The organism is Buchnera aphidicola (Takecallis arundicolens), from assembly GCF_964058945.1.
In the GTDB taxonomy this organism is placed as follows: Bacteria; Pseudomonadota; Gammaproteobacteria; order Enterobacterales; family Enterobacteriaceae; genus Buchnera_L; species Buchnera_L aphidicola_AH.
Genome location: NZ_OZ060369.1, coordinates 50,835 through 74,316, shown reverse-complemented (window position 1 = coordinate 74,316; position 23,482 = coordinate 50,835). Strand labels below are relative to the sequence as shown.

Genomic DNA, 23,482 nt, shown 5'->3' with positions numbered 1-23,482 from the left:
TAAAGTAATATTATTAATAATATCGTGAAAATACAGAGTATCATAATGATACTCTGAATAAATAATATATACTATTTTAAATAAGTATTTTTTTTATAATATCTAAATATATTAAACTTAAAATTTGCAAATCCTGTATTTTAACATGTTCGTTTACTTGATGTATAGTATTATTTTTTAAACCGATTTCAATTAATTGCGAACTAATTAACTTTAAAAAACGGCCATCAGAAATACCACCATCTGTTGATAAAGAAATGGAAACAATATGAATATTGTAAATTGATTTTTTAACAATATCCACTAAAGTATTTGCATGAGTTAAATACGGTACACCAGACAATCTCCATTTTACAGTATACTTAAAATTAAACTGTTTTAATAAATTATTTAATTCAAATTGAATTTTTTTATTGGAAATATCAGTTCCAAATCTAAAATTACAACGGATATGAAACTGTCCAGGAATAATATTTTCACTATTATTTCCAGAATATACATCAGAAATTTGCATACTTGTCGGTATAAAATATTTATTACCAGTAGTCCATTTTTTATTAATGAAAGAATTGATAAAAGGTGCAGCATTATGAATCGGATTAACAGCAAATTTGGGATATGCTATATGACCCTGTATACCATAAATACATATATTAGCATGCAAAGATCCTCTACGACCTATTTTAATTGTATCTCCAATAATATGGCTACTTGTAGGTTCACCAATAATACAATATTTAATATAATTACCAATAGATTTTAAATATTCTACTAAACGAATGGTACCATCTTTTGCAGAGGATTCTTCATCAGAAGTAATTAAAAAAGATAACTGACCTAAGTAATTATTTTTAGATAATATAAATCGTTCAGCAGCTATAATCATAGCTGCTAATGCACCTTTCATATCTGATGTACCCCTGCCAAATAATATCCCATCTTTTATCACGGGTCTAAATGGAGGAGTTTTCCAATTCATTAACGTTCCTGCAGGAACAACATCTGTATGTCCAGCAAAAGAGAAAATTAATCCTATACCCCGATAAGCCCATAAATTACTTGTATGTTTATTTTTGAACAACATAACATTAAAACCTAAAGCTAACAACCTCATAGCAATAATATTCTGACACTCAAAATCTGATGGGCTAATTGAAGGTATAGATACTAATTCTTTTGCTAAAAAAACAATTGGACAATACATACGATTACACTGAATAACCTCTTTATCAAATTAAACATTAAATTATTTATATATCTTGTATGAAAAAAATTTATTATCTAATAATTTCTTCACGTTGTGTACTATATTATTGACTGTAAAACCAAATTTTGCAAATAAATCATTTGCAGAAGCAGATTCACCAAACCTATCAATTCCTACAATCATACCATACAAACCAACGTATTTATACCAAATACTAGATTGTCCAGCTTCAATTGCAACACGTTTTTTTATTAATCGTGGTAATACAAATTCCTTATATTCATCATCTTGGTGATCAAAAACATCAATAGATGGAATAGAAACAACTCGAACACCATATCCTAAATCATGTATTTTATTTGCAGATAAAACAGCTAATTGCACTTCTGATCCAGTTGCAATTAAAATAACATCAATAATATCCCCAAAATCTCTTAAAATATATCCACCACGAGCAATATTATTTACTTGTATTTGATCACGTGATAACTGATCTAAATTTTGACGAGACAATATCAGAGCAGTAGGACCATGATAACGTTCTATAGCATATTTCCAAGCAAAAATTGTTTCTACGGTATCACTAGGTCGCCAAACACTCATGTTCGGTATAGAACGTAAACTGGATAATTGTTCTATTGGTTGATGTGTAGGTCCATCTTCTCCTAAACCAATTGAATCATGTGTGTACAACATAATATGTCTTGCACCCATTAATGCAGACATACGCACTGCATTTTTAGCATAATCTAAAAATACTAAAAAGGTTGCTGTATAAGGAATAAATCCACCATGTTGTGCTATACCATTAGCAATACTAGTCATACCAAATTCACGTACACCGTAGTGAATATAATTGCCTGACTTTTTTTGATTAATTGAAATTGAACCAGACCACATAGTCAAATTACTAGGAGCTAAATCTGCAGAACCACCTAATAACTCTGGTAATATTTTACCAATATATTCTAAAATATTTTGAGAAGACTGACGTGTAGCAATTGCATTACGGTTGTTCAAATTTTTAATAATGTTTAATATTTTATCCGGCCAATCTAACGGCAATAAACCAGACATACGACGAGTATATTCATTAGATAAATCTGGATAATCAATTTTATATTTTGCAAATAAATCATTCCAATCTTCTTCCAATTTATTTCCAATATTTCGTACATCCCAATGATCGTAAATTTCATCTGGAATATAAAATGGAGGATGTTTCCAATTTAATTTTTTTTTTGTTAATAAGACTTCTTTTATTCCTAAAGGTGAACCATGAACTTCCGCTGTACCAGATTTATTAGGAGAACCAAAACCAATTTTAGTATTAAAAATAATAATCGATGGTTTATCTGTCACTGATTTAGCAGTATTTATAGCTTTTATTATAGAATTAGCATTATGACCATCCACATTATTAATAACATGCCAGTTATATGCTTGAAAACGTTTAGCAGTATCATCAGTAAACCAATTATGAACATTTCCATCAATTGATATTTTATTACTATCATATAAAACAGTTAATTTACCTAATTTCCAAGTTCCAGCTAAAGAACATACTTCATGTGAAACACCTTCCATTAAACAACCATCACCCGCAAATATCCAAGTATTATGGTCCACAATATTGTATTGTGGTCGATTAAAATATGATGCAAGTATTTTTTCTGCAATAGCCATACCTACTCCAGCACCTAATCCTTGCCCTAAAGGACCAGTAGTAACTTCAACTCCTGGAGTACATCCAACTTCTGGATGGCCCGGCGTTTTAGAATGTAATTTTCTAAAATCCTGCAAGTCATCTATTGATATGTCATATCCTGTTAAATGTAAAACACTATATAGTAACATGGAAGCATGACCATTAGACAAAACAACACGATCACGATTGTCCCAATATGGATTATTTGGATTATATTTTAAAATACTTCTCCATAATACTTCTGCTATATCGGCCATACCCATAGACGCACCGGGATGTCCAGAATTCGCCTTTTGAATCGCATCAATACTTAAAACACGAATTGCGTTGGCTAATTCTTGTCTAGAACACATGTTTCATTCCTGTTTAGTAAATTAAAAATGAAAGTGTTTTAAAACATTGAGTGTAATATTTTTTCTAATTTATCCTGATCAGAACTAAACTGACGTATTCCATCTGATAATTTTTCGACAGCCATTTGATCTTGGTTATGTTCCCATCTAAAATTAGATTCAGTTATAATAGATGTAGATCGTGTAGCAGTATCTCCAATAACTAATTTTCTCACTACAGGATCGGAATTACGTTGTAGTTTTTCTAATAATACAGGTGAAATTGTTAAATAATCACAACCAGCGAGTTCTAAAATTTGATCAACATTACGAAAACTTGCACCCATAATAATAGTAGTATAATTATATTTTTTATAATATCGATATATTTTTTTTACAGATAATACACCTGGATCATTACTAGGATGATATTTTTTTATAAAATTATTATCAAAGTACCAATCATAAATCCTACCTACAAAAGGAGAAATTAAAAATACACCTGCTTCTGCACATGCTTTAGCCTGTGCAAATGAAAAAAGTAATGTTAAATTACATTTAATATCATCTTTTTCCAATTCTTTTGCGGCTTGAATACACTCCCAAGTTGCAGCTAATTTAATTAATATTTTCGAACGAGGTATACCTAAAACTTCATACATATTTATAATTTTTTTAGCCTTAAAAATACATAACTTAGTATTAAAAGAAATTCTAGCATCTATTTCGCTTGATACTCTTCCTGGTATATACTTTAAAATTTCGGAACCAATATTCACTAAAATTTTATCACTTGCTTGTGAAATTTTATCTTTTTCGGAAGATCCATTTTTTTTTCCATAATTAATGGCATCTGATATTAAATGTTTGTACTGAGGAATAAAAATAGTTTTTAAAATTAATGATGGATTAGTTGTAGCATCAGTTGGTTTATATTGCATAATTTCATGTACATTTCCACTATCTGCAACAATCGTAGTAAACTTTTGTAATGCATGTAATTGATTCATGTTTCATCCCTATCATAAAAATAATTTTAAAAATTAAATGTACTATATTCTAAAATAATACATTTACAAAAAAAATTCAAGATATAATTTTTATAATATATAAATTTTAAAAAACATTAATCATATTTTTTTAATATTATAGATGTATTTACACCTCCAAAACCACAACTATTTGACATAGCCACCATAATATTAGATTTTTTTATTTTAGTAATAATATTCATATTTTTTGCATATGGTACCAAAAAATCAATATTAACACTAGGTGCTATAAAATTATTATACATCATTAAAATAACATAAATAATTTCATGTACCCCAGAAGCGCCTAAAGCATGACCGGTAATAGATTTTGTAGAAGAAATATATGGAATAAAATTTTTAAATACTCTTTTAATTGCCCGTAACTCAACTAAATCGCCAATTTGAGTAGATGTTCCATGTGTATTAATATAATTAATCATAATATTATCGGAATTACGGATTGCTGTTTTCATAGCTTGTACTAAACCTAATCCAGAAGGCCGAATCATACTAACTCCATCTGATGCAGAACCAAAGCCCATGACTTCTGCATAAATACGTGCTCGTCTAGATCGTGCATGTTCTAATTCTTCTAAAACTAATATTCCAGCACCACCAGAAATTACAAAACCATCACGATTTGTATCATATGGACGTGAAGCTTGTTCGGGATAAGAATTATATTTTACAGATAATGCATTCATCATATCAAATTTTGAAGCTAAATTGCAACTTAATCCTTCTGCCCCTCCAGCAAAAACTAAATCTTGTTTACCAAATTGAATTAATTCAGCAGCATAATTAATACAATTTGAAGATGTTGCACAAGCCGAACTAATAGAATGGCTCATGCCATAAATATTATAAAAAGTAGATAAGCATGCAGGAATATTTGATGGCATATTCTGAATAAGAAAATAAAGCTTATCATTTTTATATATATTATTCACCGGATTTTCAAAAGAACTACATCCTGTACCTGCAATTATACCAACACGATGATTTTTTTTATATACATCATTGTTTAAATAAGCATCTTGTATGGCTTGCTCCATAGCAAAATATGTATAAATTGTTGCACAACTCATAAATTTTGACATAACACGATCAATATTTGCAATATCTACATTAATAGCTCCCCAAACATGACTTTTTATACCAAACTGTTTCATTTTAGGGGAAAATATAATACCTGACTTACTATTTTTTAAAGAAGATAAAACTTGTGTTTTACTATTCCCAATACTGGATATAATACCTAAACCTGTAATTACCACTCTTTTCACTATGATATTTCCTAATAATTTATATTGTATTTTATATAAATATAAAGATAAAGTAAAAGAAAAAATTTTTATTGTAATATAATATTTTTAATAAAAATATAAATAAAAATTACTAATATTATTATATAAATAATGTAAAAAATGAATAAAAAAACAAACACTGGAATATTATATGTTGTTGCTACCCCTATTGGAAATATTCAAGATATTACTTATAGAGCAGTAAATATACTACAAAAAGTTCAATTAATAGCAGCAGAAGACACTAGACATACAAAATACATATTAGAAACATTTCAAATCACAACAAAAATGACATCTTTACATCAATATAACGAATCTTATAAAACAAATAAAATTATTTTTTTATTAAAAACAATGAATATCGCTCTAGTTTCTAATGCTGGAACACCAACAATTCATGACCCTGGATATATATTAGTACAATCCTGTCATAAAAATAATATACAAGTCGTACCAATTCCAGGACCATGTGCCCTTATTGCAGCATTAAGCGCCTCAGGTCTACCAAGTAATAATTTTTATTACAAAGGATTTTTACCAAGAAAAACATTATTAAGAAAAAAAATTTTACTAAAAACAAAAAATATACAACAAACAATTGTATTTTACGAATCATGTCATCGAATTTTACATAGTATGAAAGATATTGTAAATTATCTTGGGAGAAATAGAATAATTGTTTTAGTGAAAGAGATAACAAAAAAATGGGAAACTATCAAATATGGACCAGCTTCAGATATACTATTATGGTTACAACAAGATCATACACGAAAAAAAGGAGAAATGGTAATTGTTATTAGCGGAATAAAACTTCATAAAAAAACTATACCTTTAAACGTCCACAACACATTATCTGTTTTAATAAAACAATTAACATTAAAACAAGCAATACAACTCACTTCATTAATTCATAAAACTAATAAAAATCAAATATACACCTATGCTATACAAAATTTTATACATGACAAAAAATAAGCAATAAATTATAATATATATAAGTTGATTAGACAGTCGCTGTTTAATAATATATATTAGATAGAGGAAAGTCCGGGCTCCAAGAGCAAGAGTGCCAGATAACACCTGGGCAGAATAATTATTCTGACGAATAGTACAACAGAAAATATACCGCTATAAATAATATTTATAGTAAGGGTGAAAAGGCGTGTTAAGAGCACACCGCATATTTAGTAATAAATATGGCAATGTAAACTCCACTCGGAGCAAGGTTAAGTAGAATTTTAAAATACTGCTCGTATTACAATTCAGGTAAACCGCTTGAACTAATAAGTGATTATTAGTCTAGATAAATGACTGTCTGGTACAGAACCCGGCTTATTAATCAACTTTAAAATATATAAATGTATAATATTTTTATATAATTATAATTATAAAAAAACTAATTCTAAAATATACATTACATTTAAATAACATTTTTTAAAAAAATACAAATTATCTAAATTTATATTATTTTTATTATAATATATATAAAATAAACAATTTTTTAATATTTTAAGTCTTAAATACACAAAATATTTAACTAAAATATAAAAAATGCAATACATATATTATTAAAAAAAAATAATATTGTTATGCATTTTTCATTTTAAAATTATCAAATAAGTAACAATCTATAATAGGTACTTTTTTTTATTATTATATATAATAATGAATATGAATTTACCAATATAATTCTTTTATAATATATTTTTATTAATATAAATAATATAAAATCATGTAAATCAATACTTATATTTCATATAAACATAATAAATTCTATTCAAAATATTAATCAATATAAAAAATATTTATTAAAAATAGCATAATACTTTATATTAAAAATATAATTAATCTAAAAATATTCTATAAAAATTTTTATAAAATACCATATCTAATTCAATAAAAAATAAAAAATATGAATTTAAAAAATGTACTTTCAGGAGTAAATACTCCACATGACATATATGTTATTATTGAAATACCATATAAATCATATCCTATCAAATACGAAATAGATAAAAAAACACAAAATCTTTTTGTAGATCGTTTTATACCAACTGCTATGTTATACCCATGTAATTATGGTTATATTAATAAAACATTATCTGATGATGGAGATCCATTAGACGTATTAGTTCCTATTCCATATAAACTACAATATAGCTGTGTTATTCAATGTAAACCAATTGGAGTATTAAAAATGATTGATGAATCTGGATCAGATTCTAAAATTATTGCTTTACCTCATAATAATATTTCTCTAGAATATCAAAATATTGACGATATTAAAGATTTACATGATAATTTAAAACAACAAATTATACACTTTTTTCAACATTATAAAGATTTAGAGAAAAATAAATGGGTCAAAATTATCGGTTTCGAAAATGTAAATTCTGCTAAAAAAGAAATTATCAAATCTATAAAACAGTATTTAAAAAAAAATAATATTAATTATCAACCATAATATATAAATATTACATATAAGGATTAATCATGTCCAAAATTTGTATTATTACCAAAAAAAAACCAATGTTTGGTAATAATCGATCGCATGCATTAAATGCCTCAAAGAAAAAATTTTTTCCTAACTTACAGTATCACAAATTATGGATACCAAAAGAAAAAAAATTTATTAAAATTCGTATTTCAAATAAAGGACTACGAATAATTGATAAAAAAGGTATTGAACAAATTTTAAATCCATGTATTAAAAATAGGAAACACCATGGCCAAAAGTGCAAGAGAAAAAATTAAGTTACTATCATCTTCGGGAACAAAACATTTTTATACTACTACTAAAAATAAAAAATCTAATCAAAAAAAAATACAATTAAAAAAATATGATCCAATCCTTAGAAAACATGTTATATATAACGAAACAAAAATAAAATAAAATTATTATTAACAAATACTTACAAAATATACTATATGAATTTTTGTATTACATAAAAAATATAAAATATATAGTATATTTATTAATAAATTAAAATATATAATAAATTAATCATTTTTTTTAACATAAATTTTAAACCATACAAAAATATTGAATTTGAAAAAAATAAAAAACATATTGTAACAAAATATAATAATGATACGTCAATAAAAACAGTTAAAATTTGAGTTGATAAACGAAACATCATACTAATTATGATTTTGATTGAAAATAATAAAATAATTATTGGTAATATAAAAATTAAACCATTTAAAAAAGACGCATATAACATTTTTATAAATATTAAAATAAAACTAATATCAAAGTTTGTATTATATAATGGAAATAAATCAAAACTTTTAAAAATAAAAATTATTACATATAAATGACCATCATAAAACAAAAATAATAATAATAAAAAAATATTAAATATTGTTGTAATAACAGAACTTTTGAAATTTAAATTATAATCAACATGAATAACATTGTATAATCCTATTTGTAAACTAATAATTTCACCAGAAAGAATAATAAATAAAAATACTAACTTAATAGTAAGACCAATGGATACACCAATGATAATTTGTTCTATCAATATTATTAAACCATGAGGTGAAAATAATGTAATTTTCACAAACGGTCTTATTAAACAAACTAATATACTTAACAAGAAAGACAAAAAAACTTTTACTTTATTACTAACAACACTATTATCAATTACAGGAACCATATATATTATTGAAAATACTCTAATAAAAATACAAATTAAATTATTTAATACTATAATATTATGAGTATCCATGTTTATAAAGAATGAAATATAGAAGATGTTATATTTCTAAATACATAATCCATATAATGTATAATTATATTTAAAATCCATGTTCCAAAAAATGTAAATACTATAAATACTGTTATTATTTTTGGAATAAAAGATAATGTTTGCTCATTAATAGATGTAATAATTTGAAATATATTCATTAATAAACCAATAAATAAAACAGATGAAAGTACTGGCAAAGATATAAAAAATAATACTTTAAATGATTCATAAAATAATGCTTCTAAAAATACAGATTGCATAAATCTCCTAAAATTAAAAAAATATAGTTTAATAAAAACTATTTATTAAAGAAGAAAAAATTAATTGCCATCCATCTACAATTACAAATAATATTAATTTAATTGGCAATGAAATAGTATTTGGAGAAATCATTGTCATACCTAATGACATGAATATAGTTGCAATAAATAAATCAATAATTAAAAATGGTAAAAAAATAGTAAATCCAATTTGAAATGCAGTTTTTAATTCACTAGTTATAAATGCAGGTAACAATATTTGTATTGGTATTGTAGAATCATGTTTAAGTAATGGAATATGTGATAACTTTGCAAATACTACTAAATCCGAACGACGCGTCTGATGAACCATAAAATCATAAATAGGTTGAAAAAATTTTATAAATGCATCATCTATTTGAATATGATGTGTATAAAACGGTAGATATGCTTCTTTATATATCCTATGATAAGTAGGATACATAACAAAACATGTTAAAAATAATGATATTACCATAAGTAATTGATTAGGAGGTAATGTAGGAACACCTAATGCATTACGTAACAAACTTAAAACAATAATAATTCTAGTAAAGCTAGTTGTCATTAAAACCATTGCTGATACTAATGTTACTATAAATGTTAATAATAAAATTTGAGTAGAAAAAGACCAATGATATATATTATGTGAAAAAATATGCTTAGTTAATTCTGAAAATTCTGTAGCATATACATTAGGACTATAACAAGACAACATCAAAAATAATAAAAATCGATATGCTATTTTTTTAAATAAAAATGATTTCGGTTTTGAAATATTATATTTAACAGGACGGATTGTTTTATTATCAACAATTGGTATAGTATGTAAAGTTCTAATATTATACGGTGTTGATCCTAATATTAATCTTATATCCTGAATATCTAAAATAATAATTTTATTTTTTGCATCTATTTTTGTTTGATTAATACTTTTAATACAAGTATTATTATTATTATTAAATCGTATTCCACTAATAATTTTCATAATCCATAATATTAACAATACAACGATTATCACCTTAAAATAAGTATTATTATTGTAAAAAATTTTTTTATAAAATTGGTTAAATATATCTTTCATATTATTTAATGACGTGATTTAAAAATTTTAATAACACGGATACCATATCTATCTTTTAATTTCACTAATTCACCTTGCGCAATTAAAACATCATTTATAAAAATATCCAAAATATCATAATTCAATTTATTCAAATATAATATTGTACCTGGAATAATCTGCAATAAATCTTGTATTTTAATTTTCATTACTCCTAATTGAATCATAACATCTAAAACAGCTTCGGATAATATACTGTTTTTAATATTTAAGATATTTAAATTACTGATTTTTTTATTTTTTTTATCTACATTTAACAATTTATTTTTTGACGTTTCCAATTCATGTATATCATGATTAAAATCATGTTTTATATCTTTTATATCCTTATTCATAATTTATTCTTCTTAATATTTAAATTAGTATTTAAAAAATTTGTTTTTACATACATCATATATTTTTTATTATCAGAGTAACATTTTCCATTTAAAATAGGAATATTATTTTCCGTACATATTGTAATAAAATTAGGTTTATTAATATGTAATATATTACCCAATTTCAAATTTAAAACATAATCTGAAGAAACAAAAAATTTATCTAACCGCACTATGCAGTTTAATTTTGAATGATATATATGTTTTAACAACTCCATGTTTGTATTAAAAGAAAAAATTTTTTTTTCTTTTATATGACAATAATGTTGATATTTTTTTTGAATTGTAAAAAACGCTAAATCTGGAATATTAATAATAAAACTACTTGTAAAATTTTTATATTCACAAGAAAATACAGTTTGTAAATACGATGTTATTTTTACTGTTTTTAAAAATTCAAAATCTAATGTAGTTCTATACGTAAAATATTTTTTACATAATATTGTCCATTCTTTATACAAACTATTATATGCATTAATAAAAATATACATTATTTTTTCTATAACATATAATTTTGATGCAGTAAATAAATCGTTTTTGTAATTATTATATATATTTCCTGTTATCCCAAATAATAAATCTACTACTTGATCAATAAATGGAAAAGATAGTAATATAAAAAATAAACAATTAACATCAGAAAATGATAATGAATTTAAAAAAAACAAACAATGATTTTTAATAGACATACTTGATATTATTTCATGTTTTAAAATTTTAATTTTAAACCTTTGATTAGTCATATTAAATAATCCAATTTCTATAAATTGAATAACTTCTTGATGCATTATTTTCAATATATTAATCGAATCCACATAATTGCTATGATCCATAGAATCACATAATGTACATCTTTTAATAATTTTAATCATATTATAAAAACCATTTTAAAAATAAATTATTATAATAAATATTATAACATTCTAAGATTAATAATTTTTTTTAAAGAAAATATTTGATAATATTGATTATAATATTTACGAGATAATTTTTTTTTATAATACCGCTGTAAAAATAATATCCGATTATATAATATATCCCAAATTTTTAATTTTTTATAATTTATTTGAAAAAACATCTGTGCATTTTCAATATTATTTTTATACTTCAATATTTCTGATTTCAAAAATAAAATTTTCTTTTCACATGATAATAAATTTTTATAATATATTCTTAATTGAATTATATCTATACCTAACCGCATATTGTTATACATTGTTTTCTTATATATATTATAAGAAACTAATATTTTTTTTAATTTAGAAATACAAATTTTATATTGTACATGCATTTTATCTAATTCTAAACGCGATTTCATTAAACGTGTGTGTGAAATATTTTTTAACATTAAAATTTGTTTTTTTAGCATAATTTTATAATATTTATTAAATATAATATAAAAAAATTAAATAATATTACTTAATAAAGAAATAGATTGTATGTATGAACTTGATTCAGTAAGATCTTGTTTTAAAAATGATTGTATTTTTGGCCATTTCTGAATTGCTTCATCGATAATGGTATTACTACCATGGATATAAGCACCAACATTAATTAAATCTTGACTTCGTTGATAAGTGGACATTAATTGCTTAAGATAACATGCTTTTTTATAATACAATGGATTAACAAGATTAACCATAAGGCGACTAATAGATAATTCGATATCAATAGCAGGATAATGCCCTAAATCTGCATATAATTTTGATAATACAATATGACCATCTAAAACTGATTTTGCAATTTCACCAACTAAATCATTATCTTCTTGTTCTAATAAAATTGTATAAAATGCAGTAATTGATCCATGATTTTTTTTAAAATTACCAGCACGTTCAATAAAATGTGATAATTTGGTAAAAATAGAAGATGGATAACCTTGATGTACCGGAAGTTCACCTAATGAAACAGATATTTCTCGTTCTGACATAGCATATCGAGTCAAAGAATCAATGATTAATAATACATCTTGTTTATGATCTCTAAAATATTCTGCAATTCGCATAGCATACATAGCACCTTGTATTTTTAGTATTGGGGATGTATTTATTGGTACTGCTATTATTACAGAACGTAATAATCCCTGTAATCCTAAAACATGTTCGATAAAATATCGTATTTCACGACTACGTTCTCCAATTAACCCTATAATAATTACATCAACTTGTGCGTGTCGTGCCATCATGCCTATTAACAAACTCTTTCCATATCCAGATTGTGATAATAATCCAATTTTTTGTCCTTTTCCTAATGTTAATAAAGCATTAATTGATCTAACACCGACATCAAATATTTCGCTAATAGGTTCTCGATCAAGCGGATTAATACTTTCATATTGTAAAGTATTGATCATATTTATATTGGATAAAAAATGATTATCTAATGGTTTACCCTGACCGTCTAAAATTCGACCCAATAATTGAAACCCTAATGGCCATTTCTGAGTATAAAAATGTTGATTAAATTTTGGAAAAACACGAGCATCTGGTGGTATTGTATAAATATTTTCAAACAATGTTAAAAATGTTTTTTGTAAAGAAAAATTAATAACAATACCTTCAACATGTATAATTTGATTATTTTTTAAAAATTCTATAATACATACAGTATCAATAGGTACTTTCAATCCAATGACCTCAATTAAAACACCAGTCAAACCCACTACACGACCAAAATTCATAACATCTGGAATATAATCAATGTGTTTACTAAACTTATTAAGTTGTTTACACCAATTACTTACTCTAATATTCATAATGATTGTCTATGACAAAATAAACGACATAATTCTTTCCATTTTGTAAATGAAGTAGAATCTAATGTCTCACGTTCTAAATCTATAATACATTCACCAGACTTAATATGCGGATCACATTGTATTATATAGTTATATGAAGATAATATTTTTTTAAAATATTCTTCAAAAATATATTTATCATTTATATTAATTTTAAATATAATTTTTTTTGATAAAATTGTTGTAGATAGCATTAATTGAATTTTTTTTATTATTTTTGATTTTTGTATATTTAAAGAATTATTTATAATTTTAGAAGATATTTTTAATACAATTTGTAATAAGCAATCAACTATGATAACATCAAAATGTTTAAAAGATTCATGTAATATTTCTAAACAATCTTTCATTTTTTTTTGAATTTTTAATTTAGCACAATATATATCAAACTCTGTACGTTTTAATTTTAATTTATAACCTTCTTTAATCCCTGCTTTAAATCCTTCATCATAATATATTTTATATAATACAGTGTTTTTATTTTCATTTTCTTTGTTTTGATCTATCGAAATATCTCTATGAATATTTTTTGGACACCATTTTTTCCAATTATTTATTATCTGTTTATCGCTCATAAAATTTACTCACAATAAAATAGAAATCTTTCTGTTTTTTAATAACCGTTTTGCAGTCAAAACAATTAATTTTTGCGCATTTTCAACAACTTCATGCGATATATAACGTTCATTATCTGATTCTAATATCAGCAAATTTTCTTCTAAATTTTTACAATATTTAAAAAATTTACATTTTATTTCTTTTTTAACATGATATAATGCAATAGTAATTTGATATTGATCAATAACTTTAATTAATTGCATGATACTATCATCAGTAAAATATTCAAAGTCTGCAAAAGAAAAAGTGCAACATAATATTTGATCACCTAAATCTGGGTTATCTTGCATAATCCCATAAATAATTTTACGACTTTTTTTAAAATTAAGAGAATTTAAAATATTAACAGCTGTAACTAAACTTTTTTTTCTACAGGAGATTTTTTTATATTCAGATAAAATCATACTAATTACGCAACTTAACTCCGACATTTTAGATTCATCTAAGTCTGTAAAACTTGCAATTAAATGTATCAGTTTAGATTGTTGCTCATGTTTAAAATATGAAATCACGTTAGCCGAATATTTTTTATCCAAAAAAAATAATATTGATGTTATGATATATGAATGTTCATTTTTTAATAAACTAAATATTTTTTTTTCAGGAATATTATGTAACTCTTGTATTTTATGAAAAAATTTTTTTTTATCAAATATTGTTTTTAAAAAATTTTCTGATTTTTTTTTATTCAAAAATTTATTTTTAAGATTTTTTATATATAAAGTATGATCTAAAAAAACACATTTTGACATATCTTTATATTTCAATAAAAACTCACTTAAAATATCACTTATCTCTTCTTGAGATACCAAATTAATATCTATAACAGCAGTAATAATTTTTTGTATTTCATATAATTTTAAATACTTAAATATTTTTATTGTTTCTACTGAACCAATTAACATTAATAAAATAGCACTTTTATTTAAACTATTTAAAATCATTTTTTTTTATTTATCCAATGTTGAATAATTATTGCAAATAATTTAGGATTATTTTTTGCAATATTTTTAATATCTTTTATAAATTTAGTATTTTGAAAAATATTTTTTAATTTTTTTGTACTATTTTCAACTTTATTAAAAATACGCTTATCTTTTAATAATGGCAAATTAATATCTGCGTGATCTAAACTTTTATTATGACTAGTATGAACATTTTTTGAACTAAATACATAAAAAACTCTAAAAACTACTAAAATTAAAAATATAATAATTATCGATAATAAATAGCGAGGGATACTTGTTAAGTAATAAAAAAAATAATAATAAGGAGTAACAATATTTCCATTATTTAAAAAATGTGTATTCACAACTTTAACAGACGTACATTCAATATTTAAATAATGTAATACATTTACAATAATATTTCTAATATATTCTATACTCGAAACATCTAAAGGTAATAATTGATTTTTTGTATTTTTGGTACAATGCATTAATAATAATATAGATGCTTTATATTGCACACTATCACCTGTTAAAGAAATATGTGTATTTTCTTTAAATAAGATAGATGATGAAACATGATGCAAATTTTTAAAAATCAATTTTTTATAATGATCGAAATGAAAGTTATTTTTATCACTATTAATATTATAATGTTTAGTAATTTTCACCTGTAAACTAAAATTTTTCAATTTAAGTATCGGTTGTAAAACATGTATTATACGTTGGTAACAATCTTGTTCTATATATTTTATTGTATTTCTTTTAAAATATTCTGAATCAAAAATAAATTTATTATTTTTATTTAAATAATTACCATATTCATCTACTATAACTACATTATTAGGTAATAATTCTGGTACACTTGCGGAAATTACATCAGTAATTGCTTTACACTGTTCAAAATTTAAATATTTTCCTTTCTTAAAACTAATAATAACAGAAGCAGATGGAAGTAAATTACTTCTTAAGAATGTTGATTTCTTAGGAAAAGCAAGATGTACTGTTGCTGTTTTAATAGCATAAATTTTTTGGATAGATCGTTCTAACTCCCCTTCTAAAGCACGTTGATAATTTAATTGTATATTGAAAGAACTAATACCAAATTTTTCTTGATCTAATAATTCAAAACCAACACCTTTTTTCTTTGGTAAACCCTCTGATAATAACATTAACTGTACTGGATACATCTGATTCTTTGGAACCAATATTTCACCTGCAGAAAGAATATAACGATATGGTATTTTCATTTTTACAAGATTTGAAATAATTAATACACTATCTTCATTTGTAAGATGATTACAAACTAACTGATACTGGGTACGATTTGAAAAAAAAGAAAATATAAAAAAAATAGAAAAAAACAAAAATAAAATTAATAATAACATATTAAAATTATTTCGATTTTTGTTTCTAAAATTTGGATTAGATCCTGTTTTTTCGTGATTTGAATGATTGATATAATTAACATTCATCATCATTACCTAATTTAATAATATATTTCAATTGACTAAAATAATTATATACTATACATAGAGGTGATATTATATATAAGATATAAATTTTAATATTTTATAACAATAATTATAAAAAATATAATACATATAAAAATACTTTTTAAAAAATTTAAATATATATATGAATAATTATATTTTATATTATCATATTAATAAATAATATTTTAAGAAATTTTTAATATTTTTTTAATTCTACATAACGTTTTAATTTTACCAAGAATTTCCATAATTACACTTATATTAGGTGATGTTTCAGAACCGGTAATTGATATACGTAATAACATAAATATATTTTTTAAAACAATAGAAAACTTTTTTGACATACTTTTTAATATATCAACAATATTACTGGAATTCCAGTCTTTGATAATAGATAATTTATCATATGTAAATTGCAATATCATATTATGTTTATTAAAAAGGTATTTTTTAATTACATCAATATTAAGAATAGTAATTTCTTCAAAAAAAAATCTAGATTGTATAGCCAAATCCTGTATAGTATTACATCGACTTCGCATTAAATCAATTATTTTAGTAAAATTCATGTCATTACTATATTTAATATCTATTTTTTGTAAATTTTTTTTTAACTGATTAATTAAAAAATTGTCAATTGGTATATGATTTAAATAATAATGATTCAACCATAATAATTTTTGAAAATTAAATTCACTTGGTGATTTACTAACATGACGAAGAGAAAATTTTTTTTTCATCTCATCTATAGTAAAAATTTCTTGATTATGATACGACCATCCTAATCGTAATACAGAATTTAAAATAGATTCTTTTAAAAAACCTTGATTTTTATACTCTAAGACATTGCATGCGTTTTTTCTTTTAGAAAAATTACTTTTATCATGATTTATTACCATAGAAACATGTGCATAATGTGGAATATAAGCATTCAAAGATTTTAAAATATTAATCTGTCTAGGAGTATTATTAATATGATCTTCACCTCTAATAACATGTGTAATCTCCATATCTAAATCATCGATTACAACACAAAAATTATACGTAGGAATTCCATTACGACGTTGAATAACCAAATCATCTAACTCGGAATTATTAAAAATAATTTCTCCTCTAATTTTATCATCAAAAATTACCTGCCCTGATAATGGATTCTTAAACCGTATAACGTAATCTTGATCGTTACTAGATATTTTATTATACCGACATTTACGATCATAACTTGGTTTTAATCCGCATGATATTTGTTGTAATCGTAATTTTTTTAATCTATCAATTGAACAATAACATTTATATGCATGACCTAAGTCTAACATTTCAGTAATTTTATCTTTATATAGTGTTAACCTGTCACTCTGCAAATAAGGACCCTCATCCCACATAATCCCCAACCACTTTAATGTATTTATAATATTTTTTATATATTCGTTATTTGACCGTTTAATATCAGTATCTTCAATACGTAATATAAAAGACCCATGATAACGCTGTGCAAATAACCAAGAATATAATGCTGTACGTACACTACCAATATGTAAACAACCCGTTGAACTTGGTGCAAATCTAGTTTTAATTTTCATATTATATTGTCTTTTCAAAAAAATAAAATAATTTTATTATGTAAAAATTATGTTGATATTATTAAAAATTGAAAATAAAAATTATATCATAATTTATTGACTATTTCTATATGAACGTTATAATTATTTCATAAGTTATGATATTTGGGTGATTAGCTCAGTTGGTAGAGCGCCTCCTTTACACGGAGGAAGTCGGCGGTTCGAATCCGTCATTACCCATAAAATACATCCTGGGTCGTTAGCTCAGTTGGTAGAGCAGTTGACTTTTAATCAATTGGTCGCAGGTTCGAATCCTGCACGACCCAAATTATTTGATTTTAATATTATAACGACTAAAAATATTAATAAGCTCATCTTCTAAAATCATCCTGATATTTAAAGTTGAAGCATAAACGACTTTATTTCCTGGATTATTTCCTACAATTAAAATACTCGTTTTTTTAGTAATATGATTAATTATATTTCCACCTAAATTTAATATTATATTAATAATACTTTTTCGTGAACATATTGTAAATTTACCTGTTAAAACTATTGTTTTATCTAAAAAAATCGTCTCTTGATGTGGTATAAAAACTTTATTTTTATTAATAAAAATTATTCTACCTTGTTTAATTAACTGCATGATGTATTTGATATTATTTTTATCACGCATAAAATTAAAAAAATTATTAGAACAAATATTACCAATATTTTTAATTTGTTGAAGTTCATGAAGTGTACAATTTATAACTTTATCTAAAGAACCAAAATATTTAGAAATTAAATTAGCATTTTCTACACCAATTTCTGAAATACCTAAAGCATAAATAAATCTACTTAATGTTGTTTTTTTACACTGTTTTAATGTATCAATAACGTTATAAGCAGATTTTTTACCAAAATATTTTAATTTTAATAATTCTTCAAATTGTAATTTCAAACAATCTAAAGGCGTCCTAATGTATCGATGAAACATTAAATGTGTAATGATACCTATACTAAAACCTTTAGCATATAATCCATGTTTAGAAAAAAAATGTTCAATTTGTTTTTTTCGCTGATCAATACAATTTACACCCGCAAGGCATTGAATAATAGTATTATTCTCATTATTATACAATAAAGAACGACAAGATGGACAATATTTAGGAAAATTAATATTTTTAGCATTATGTAATCTATCATATATAACAATAGATTTAATTTTAGGAATAACATCCCCTATACGATGTACAACAACTGTATCGTTAATACATAAATTTAATTTTTCGATTGTATTTTTATTATATAAGGATGCTTTCTGAATTATTGCTCCTGATAATAATATCGGTGTTAAGTTTGCTACTGGAGTAATTATACCAGTTCGTCCAATTTGAAAATCTACACTTAATAATTTTGTTTTTGCTGAATGTGAAACAAATTTTATTGCTATTGCCCATTTTGGAAATTTATTAGTATAACCAATTTTATTTTGTACAGCAAGAGAATCGACTTTTACAACAATACCATCTATATGTAAGGATAAAAAATTACGTACTTTCTGAATTAAATAATAAAAATTTAAAATCTTATTAATATTCGAAGTTAATAAAATATATTGACTAATTGAAAATCCAAAATTACGTAACATATTAAGTTGATCAGAGTGAGTAGAGTATATTTTAATATTTGAAATAATATTGCATCCATAACAATAAAAAAACAAATTTCTTTTTTTAGTAATTAAAATATTTTTCTGTCTTAATGATCCAGCTGCTGCATTTCTTGTATTCAAAAATATTTTTTGACTATTTCTTTTAGATAAAGTGTTTAAATTTTGAAAATCCTTCTTCAACATACACACTTCACCTCTCACTTCCATTAATTCAGGTATTTTATCGCCTATTAAATTAATAGGAATATTATTAATAACATAAGCATTTTTCGTAACATCTTCTCCAGAATACCCATCTCCCCGAGTTAACGCACGAATTAATATTCCTTTTCGATATAATAAACTTAATGCTACACCATCAAACTTTAATTCACAAAAAAATTTTATATTTCCATGATTAAAATTATTTTCTATATTATTATGAAATTTAATATAACCATTTATGTCAAATGTATTTTCTAAAGATAACATAGGTGTAAAGTGATTATTAAATTTACAATAATTTACTTTAGGAAATTTACTATCATAGTTTTTAACGATATTTTCTAAATACACATATTTTTTTTTTAAAGAATAAAATTTTTTAAATAAAAAATCATATTCTGAATCAGAAATAATCGGAATATTTAATACATGATATAAATAATCATGATAACGTAATAATTTATATAAATCTAAAAACCTATTTTTTATAGAATTCATATATTATAATAATATCAAATATACATAATTGTAACATCAAAGAAAAAAAACTTATACATTTTTATAAAAATATACTTCTATATAATATGCCATTTACATGCACACAATATAAAAAAATATAAAAAACATAATAACATTAAATATTATAATAAAAATAATCTAAATAATATTATTAATATAAAATTTTCAATTAAAAAAATAAATATAAAACAATATATCATATATAAAAAAATAAATATAAAATATTTTAAATTTTATTTATATAATGCATAATTCATGTTTAGGATAATCCCTTCAATATAAAAAATGATAATACTCCAATAAAAAATATTATGAATTGTATTAATCTTACATCAAAGATCGTTATTTATAGTATATACATTATATTGTATAGTATTATCGAAAAAAATTTACTAATAACCAAAATATAGGAATATAAAAAATAATATGATCCAAAATAAGATTAAAATCACCTCTAAATACGGTTTACACATACGACCGGCTGCAAAATTTGTAAAAAAAGCACAAAAATTTACTTCAGATATTACTGTAATGTCCAATGGAAATTCTGCTAATGCAAAAAGTTTATTCCAATTACAAACACTAGATTTAACAGAAAATACCATCCTAACTATTTCTGCAAACGGAACAGATGAAAAAGAAGCAGTTGAATCTTTAACTCAAATACTTGCAGAACTAAAATAACTATCTCGATGATATATAAAATATCACTTATTACTTAATATAAAAATGTATATGTAATCATACATAAAGATAATTTGCTCATAATATATATTTATTTATACTAAAACATATCTTACATTCAAATAAATGATAATTTCATATTCAAAAATAAAGGTAATATTATGATTTCAGGAATTTTAGCATCACCGGGTCTTGCTTTCGGGAGAGCATTATTATTACAAACAGAAACTATACTTATAAAAAAAAAAAAAATTACTCCCATAAATATTGAATGTGAAATCGAAAAATTATCACAAGCTAAAATTAAATCTATACAACAATTAAAAAATATTCAAAAACAATCAAAAAAAATATTTTCTAAAAAAGAATCAGATATCTTTGAAGGACATATTATGATCCTTGAAGATATAGAATTAGAGAAAGAAATTATTACATTAATTAAAAAAAAATATCGAACTGCAGAATTTGCAATTGAATATAGTATTTCAAAACAAGTAGAAAAAATTAAAAAAATAAAAAACATATACATGCAAAACCGGGCTATAGATGTTCGCGATATTGGTAACCGTTGGTTAAGAAATTTATTAAATTTAAAAACAATTAATTTAAAAAATATTACAGAACAGGTTATTCTAATAGCACATGATTTAACACCGTCTCAGACAGCACAAATGAATTTTAAATATATCCAAGGATTTATTACGAATTTAGGTGGTGAAACAGCACATACATCAATTATGGCACGTTCTTTAGAAATACCTGCTATTGTTGGTACAGGAAATATTACTGAAAAAGTAATAAATGGAGATTTTATAATACTTGATAGTATAAATAATAAAATTTTGATTAACCCTGATAAAAAAACAATTAATAGTTTCAAAATACAAAAACAAAAATACTTAAATAAAAAGAAAAAACTAAAAAAATTTATATCTTTACCTGCCATTACAATTGACAAACGTAAAATAGAAATCAGTGCTAATGTTAGTAATATGCAAGATATATTAAATGCAAAAAAATATGGTGCAGAATCTATCGGTTTATATAGAACAGAATTTTTATTTATGGAACGTACAGAATTACCTTCTGAAAAAGAACAATTTCACGAATATAAAAAAGCTGCAGTCATGATGAAAAATCGACCTGTCATTATTCGAACCATGGATATTGGAGGAGATAAAGAAATCCCATATATGAATTTTCAAAAAGAAGAAAATCCTTTTCTCGGTTGGAGAGCAATTAGAGTTAGTTTAGATAGAAAAGATATTTTAGGTACACAATTAAGAGCGATTTTACAAGCATCACACTTCGGAAAATTACGAATATTATTTCCTATGGTCATTTCAATAGAGGAAATTCAAGAATTAAAAGAAGAAATTTCACAAGCTAAATATATATTGAATAAAAAAAAAATACCATTTGATCAAAATATTAAAATCGGTATTATGATTGAAACACCTGCTTCCGCTATTATCGCAAATCATTTAATTCAAGAAGTAGATTTTTTTAGTATTGGGACAAATGATTTAACACAATATACTCTAGCTGTAGATCGACGTAATGATCTAATTTCACACTTATATAATCCAATGAGTCCATCTATTTTAAAATTAATATATAAAGTTATAAATGCATCACACCAAGCAGGTAAATGGACAGGCATGTGTGGTGAATTTGCAGGTAATGAAAAAGCAACGATACTACTATTAGGTATGGGATTAAACGAATTTAGTATGAATGCATCTTTTATACCAAAAATAAAAAAAATAATTAGAAAAACAACATTTAAAAAAGCACAAGAATTATCAAATATGGTATTAAAACAAACTACTACAAAAAATATCATGACATTAATAAGTAATTTTATATTATAAATA

General features: G+C 23.5%; 22 protein-coding genes, 2 tRNA genes and 1 other RNA gene. 9 read left to right on the top strand and 16 right to left on the bottom strand.

Features of this window, described 5'->3' with window-relative positions; genetic code table 11:
• Nucleotides 1-76 precede the first annotated feature (76 nt).
• The 4 genes from dapE to AB4W50_RS00350 all read right to left on the bottom strand — a co-directional run bounded on the left by dapE (nt 77) and on the right by AB4W50_RS00350 (nt 5,567).
• On the bottom strand, nt 77-1,204 hold the full coding sequence (dapE, locus tag AB4W50_RS00365) for a succinyl-diaminopimelate desuccinylase (protein WP_367677191.1): 1,128 nt from the start codon (nt 1,202-1,204) through the stop codon (nt 77-79).
• 42 nt (nt 1,205-1,246) lie between these two features.
• Complete coding sequence (gene tkt / locus AB4W50_RS00360) at nt 1,247-3,268, bottom strand: transketolase (RefSeq protein ID WP_367677190.1); 2,022 nt, start codon at nt 3,266-3,268, stop codon at nt 1,247-1,249.
• 38 nt (nt 3,269-3,306) lie between these two features.
• Nucleotides 3,307-4,257, bottom strand: a complete 951-nt coding sequence (tal, locus tag AB4W50_RS00355) for a transaldolase (protein WP_367677189.1) — start codon at nt 4,255-4,257, stop codon at nt 3,307-3,309.
• 116 nt (nt 4,258-4,373) lie between these two features.
• Nucleotides 4,374-5,567, bottom strand: a complete 1,194-nt coding sequence (locus AB4W50_RS00350) for a beta-ketoacyl synthase N-terminal-like domain-containing protein (protein ID WP_367677188.1) — start codon at nt 5,565-5,567, stop codon at nt 4,374-4,376.
• 141 nt (nt 5,568-5,708) lie between these two features.
• Between AB4W50_RS00350 and rsmI the strand changes: the two genes are divergently transcribed.
• The 5 genes from rsmI (at nt 5,709) to rpmG (ending at nt 8,484) form a co-directional block, all read left to right on the top strand.
• Nucleotides 5,709-6,566 carry a 16S rRNA (cytidine(1402)-2'-O)-methyltransferase gene (gene rsmI, locus AB4W50_RS00345; protein WP_367677187.1) on the top strand — a complete coding sequence of 286 codons (858 nt, stop codon included), beginning with the start codon at nt 5,709-5,711 and terminating at the stop codon, nt 6,564-6,566.
• Between the two features lie 20 nt (nt 6,567-6,586).
• Nucleotides 6,587-6,942, top strand: an RNA gene (rnpB, locus tag AB4W50_RS00340) — RNase P RNA component class A.
• Between the two features lie 561 nt (nt 6,943-7,503).
• Nucleotides 7,504-8,055, top strand: coding sequence for an inorganic diphosphatase (gene ppa, locus AB4W50_RS00335; protein ID WP_367677186.1), 552 nt, complete (start codon nt 7,504-7,506; stop codon nt 8,053-8,055).
• A 29-nt stretch (nt 8,056-8,084) separates the two neighbouring features.
• The gene (gene rpmB, locus AB4W50_RS00330; RefSeq protein WP_367677185.1) at nt 8,085-8,345 is read left to right on the top strand and encodes a 50S ribosomal protein L28; all 261 of its coding nucleotides are present in this window, start codon (nt 8,085-8,087) and stop codon (nt 8,343-8,345) included.
• Nucleotides 8,317-8,484 (top strand): 50S ribosomal protein L33, encoded by a 168-nt coding sequence (gene rpmG / locus AB4W50_RS00325; protein ID WP_367677184.1) that lies wholly within the window; start codon nt 8,317-8,319, stop codon nt 8,482-8,484. Before rpmB ends, rpmG begins: the two co-directional genes overlap by 29 nt.
• Nucleotides 8,485-8,566: 82 nt before the next feature.
• Here rpmG and AB4W50_RS00320 read toward each other — a convergent pair whose 3' ends face one another.
• The 11 genes from AB4W50_RS00320 to gltX form a co-directional block, all read right to left on the bottom strand.
• The gene (locus AB4W50_RS00320) at nt 8,567-9,325 is read right to left on the bottom strand and encodes a flagellar biosynthetic protein FliR (RefSeq protein ID WP_367677183.1); all 759 of its coding nucleotides are present in this window, start codon (nt 9,323-9,325) and stop codon (nt 8,567-8,569) included.
• Between the two features lie 2 nt (nt 9,326-9,327).
• Entirely contained in the window at nt 9,328-9,606 is a 279-nt protein-coding gene (locus tag AB4W50_RS00315; RefSeq protein WP_367677182.1) for a flagellar biosynthetic protein FliQ, read from the bottom strand.
• 28 nt (nt 9,607-9,634) lie between these two features.
• Nucleotides 9,635-10,612, bottom strand: coding sequence for a flagellar type III secretion system pore protein FliP (fliP, locus tag AB4W50_RS00310; RefSeq protein ID WP_367677181.1), 978 nt, complete (start codon nt 10,610-10,612; stop codon nt 9,635-9,637).
• 101 nt (nt 10,613-10,713) lie between these two features.
• Nucleotides 10,714-11,082 carry a FliM/FliN family flagellar motor switch protein gene (locus AB4W50_RS00305; RefSeq protein ID WP_367677180.1) on the bottom strand — a complete coding sequence of 123 codons (369 nt, stop codon included), beginning with the start codon at nt 11,080-11,082 and terminating at the stop codon, nt 10,714-10,716.
• Complete coding sequence (locus AB4W50_RS00300; protein ID WP_367677179.1) at nt 11,079-11,996, bottom strand: hypothetical protein; 918 nt, start codon at nt 11,994-11,996, stop codon at nt 11,079-11,081. Before AB4W50_RS00300 ends, AB4W50_RS00305 begins: the two co-directional genes overlap by 4 nt.
• Before the next feature lie 41 nt (nt 11,997-12,037).
• On the bottom strand, nt 12,038-12,493 hold the full coding sequence (locus tag AB4W50_RS00295) for a hypothetical protein (protein WP_367677178.1): 456 nt from the start codon (nt 12,491-12,493) through the stop codon (nt 12,038-12,040).
• A 36-nt stretch (nt 12,494-12,529) separates the two neighbouring features.
• The gene (locus tag AB4W50_RS00290) at nt 12,530-13,879 is read right to left on the bottom strand and encodes a FliI/YscN family ATPase (RefSeq protein ID WP_367677177.1); all 1,350 of its coding nucleotides are present in this window, start codon (nt 13,877-13,879) and stop codon (nt 12,530-12,532) included.
• Nucleotides 13,876-14,496, bottom strand: coding sequence for a FliH/SctL family protein (locus AB4W50_RS00285; RefSeq protein WP_367677176.1), 621 nt, complete (start codon nt 14,494-14,496; stop codon nt 13,876-13,878). The genes AB4W50_RS00290 and AB4W50_RS00285 overlap by 4 nt, the downstream gene beginning before the upstream one ends.
• Before the next feature lie 9 nt (nt 14,497-14,505).
• Nucleotides 14,506-15,483, bottom strand: coding sequence for a FliG C-terminal domain-containing protein (locus AB4W50_RS00280; RefSeq protein ID WP_367677175.1), 978 nt, complete (start codon nt 15,481-15,483; stop codon nt 14,506-14,508).
• Entirely contained in the window at nt 15,480-16,961 is a 1,482-nt protein-coding gene (gene fliF / locus AB4W50_RS00275; RefSeq protein WP_367677174.1) for a flagellar basal-body MS-ring/collar protein FliF, read from the bottom strand. Before fliF ends, AB4W50_RS00280 begins: the two co-directional genes overlap by 4 nt.
• Nucleotides 16,962-17,167: 206 nt before the next feature.
• Entirely contained in the window at nt 17,168-18,562 is a 1,395-nt protein-coding gene (gene gltX / locus AB4W50_RS00270; protein WP_367677173.1) for a glutamate--tRNA ligase, read from the bottom strand.
• A gap of 146 nt (nt 18,563-18,708) precedes the next feature.
• On the opposite strand from gltX, the gene AB4W50_RS00265 reads away from it, so the two are divergent.
• Together AB4W50_RS00265 and AB4W50_RS00260 are read left to right on the top strand one after the other, a co-directional pair.
• Nucleotides 18,709-18,781 (top strand) — tRNA-Val (locus AB4W50_RS00265).
• 13 nt (nt 18,782-18,794) lie between these two features.
• Nucleotides 18,795-18,867, top strand: a tRNA-Lys gene (locus tag AB4W50_RS00260).
• Between the two features lie 2 nt (nt 18,868-18,869).
• Here AB4W50_RS00260 and ligA read toward each other — a convergent pair.
• On the bottom strand, nt 18,870-20,900 hold the full coding sequence (gene ligA / locus AB4W50_RS00255; protein WP_367677172.1) for an NAD-dependent DNA ligase LigA: 2,031 nt from the start codon (nt 20,898-20,900) through the stop codon (nt 18,870-18,872).
• Nucleotides 20,901-21,347: 447 nt separating this feature from the next.
• Here ligA and AB4W50_RS00250 point away from each other — a divergent pair, with 447 nt between their 5' ends.
• Both AB4W50_RS00250 and ptsI read left to right on the top strand, forming a co-directional pair.
• Entirely contained in the window at nt 21,348-21,605 is a 258-nt protein-coding gene (locus tag AB4W50_RS00250; protein WP_367677171.1) for an HPr family phosphocarrier protein, read from the top strand.
• A gap of 161 nt (nt 21,606-21,766) precedes the next feature.
• Nucleotides 21,767-23,479 carry a phosphoenolpyruvate-protein phosphotransferase PtsI gene (gene ptsI / locus AB4W50_RS00245; RefSeq protein WP_367677170.1) on the top strand — a complete coding sequence of 571 codons (1,713 nt, stop codon included), beginning with the start codon at nt 21,767-21,769 and terminating at the stop codon, nt 23,477-23,479.
• Nucleotides 23,480-23,482: the final 3 nt, after the last annotated feature.

Coding starts and splice junctions, on each gene's coding strand:
- rsmI (WP_367677187.1), top strand. CDS start 5,709: ATGAATAAAAAAACAAACACTGGAATATTATATGTTGTTGCTACCCCT.
- AB4W50_RS00320 (WP_367677183.1), bottom strand. CDS start 9,325: ATGGATACTCATAATATTATAGTATTAAATAATTTAATTTGTATTTTT.
- AB4W50_RS00250 (WP_367677171.1), top strand. CDS start 21,348: ATGATCCAAAATAAGATTAAAATCACCTCTAAATACGGTTTACACATA.
- dapE (WP_367677191.1), bottom strand. CDS start 1,204: ATGTATTGTCCAATTGTTTTTTTAGCAAAAGAATTAGTATCTATACCT.
- AB4W50_RS00280 (WP_367677175.1), bottom strand. CDS start 15,483: ATGATTTTAAATAGTTTAAATAAAAGTGCTATTTTATTAATGTTAATT.
- AB4W50_RS00290 (WP_367677177.1), bottom strand. CDS start 13,879: ATGAATATTAGAGTAAGTAATTGGTGTAAACAACTTAATAAGTTTAGT.
- AB4W50_RS00300 (WP_367677179.1), bottom strand. CDS start 11,996: ATGATTAAAATTATTAAAAGATGTACATTATGTGATTCTATGGATCAT.
- AB4W50_RS00295 (WP_367677178.1), bottom strand. CDS start 12,493: ATGCTAAAAAAACAAATTTTAATGTTAAAAAATATTTCACACACACGT.
- gltX (WP_367677173.1), bottom strand. CDS start 18,562: ATGAAAATTAAAACTAGATTTGCACCAAGTTCAACGGGTTGTTTACAT.
- rpmB (WP_367677185.1), top strand. CDS start 8,085: ATGTCCAAAATTTGTATTATTACCAAAAAAAAACCAATGTTTGGTAAT.
- fliP (WP_367677181.1), bottom strand. CDS start 10,612: ATGAAAATTATTAGTGGAATACGATTTAATAATAATAATAATACTTGT.
- tal (WP_367677189.1), bottom strand. CDS start 4,257: ATGAATCAATTACATGCATTACAAAAGTTTACTACGATTGTTGCAGAT.
- fliF (WP_367677174.1), bottom strand. CDS start 16,961: ATGAATGTTAATTATATCAATCATTCAAATCACGAAAAAACAGGATCT.
- ptsI (WP_367677170.1), top strand. CDS start 21,767: ATGATTTCAGGAATTTTAGCATCACCGGGTCTTGCTTTCGGGAGAGCA.
- AB4W50_RS00285 (WP_367677176.1), bottom strand. CDS start 14,496: ATGAGCGATAAACAGATAATAAATAATTGGAAAAAATGGTGTCCAAAA.
- AB4W50_RS00315 (WP_367677182.1), bottom strand. CDS start 9,606: ATGCAATCTGTATTTTTAGAAGCATTATTTTATGAATCATTTAAAGTA.
- ppa (WP_367677186.1), top strand. CDS start 7,504: ATGAATTTAAAAAATGTACTTTCAGGAGTAAATACTCCACATGACATA.
- tkt (WP_367677190.1), bottom strand. CDS start 3,268: ATGTGTTCTAGACAAGAATTAGCCAACGCAATTCGTGTTTTAAGTATT.
- AB4W50_RS00305 (WP_367677180.1), bottom strand. CDS start 11,082: ATGAATAAGGATATAAAAGATATAAAACATGATTTTAATCATGATATA.
- rpmG (WP_367677184.1), top strand. CDS start 8,317: ATGGCCAAAAGTGCAAGAGAAAAAATTAAGTTACTATCATCTTCGGGA.
- ligA (WP_367677172.1), bottom strand. CDS start 20,900: ATGAATTCTATAAAAAATAGGTTTTTAGATTTATATAAATTATTACGT.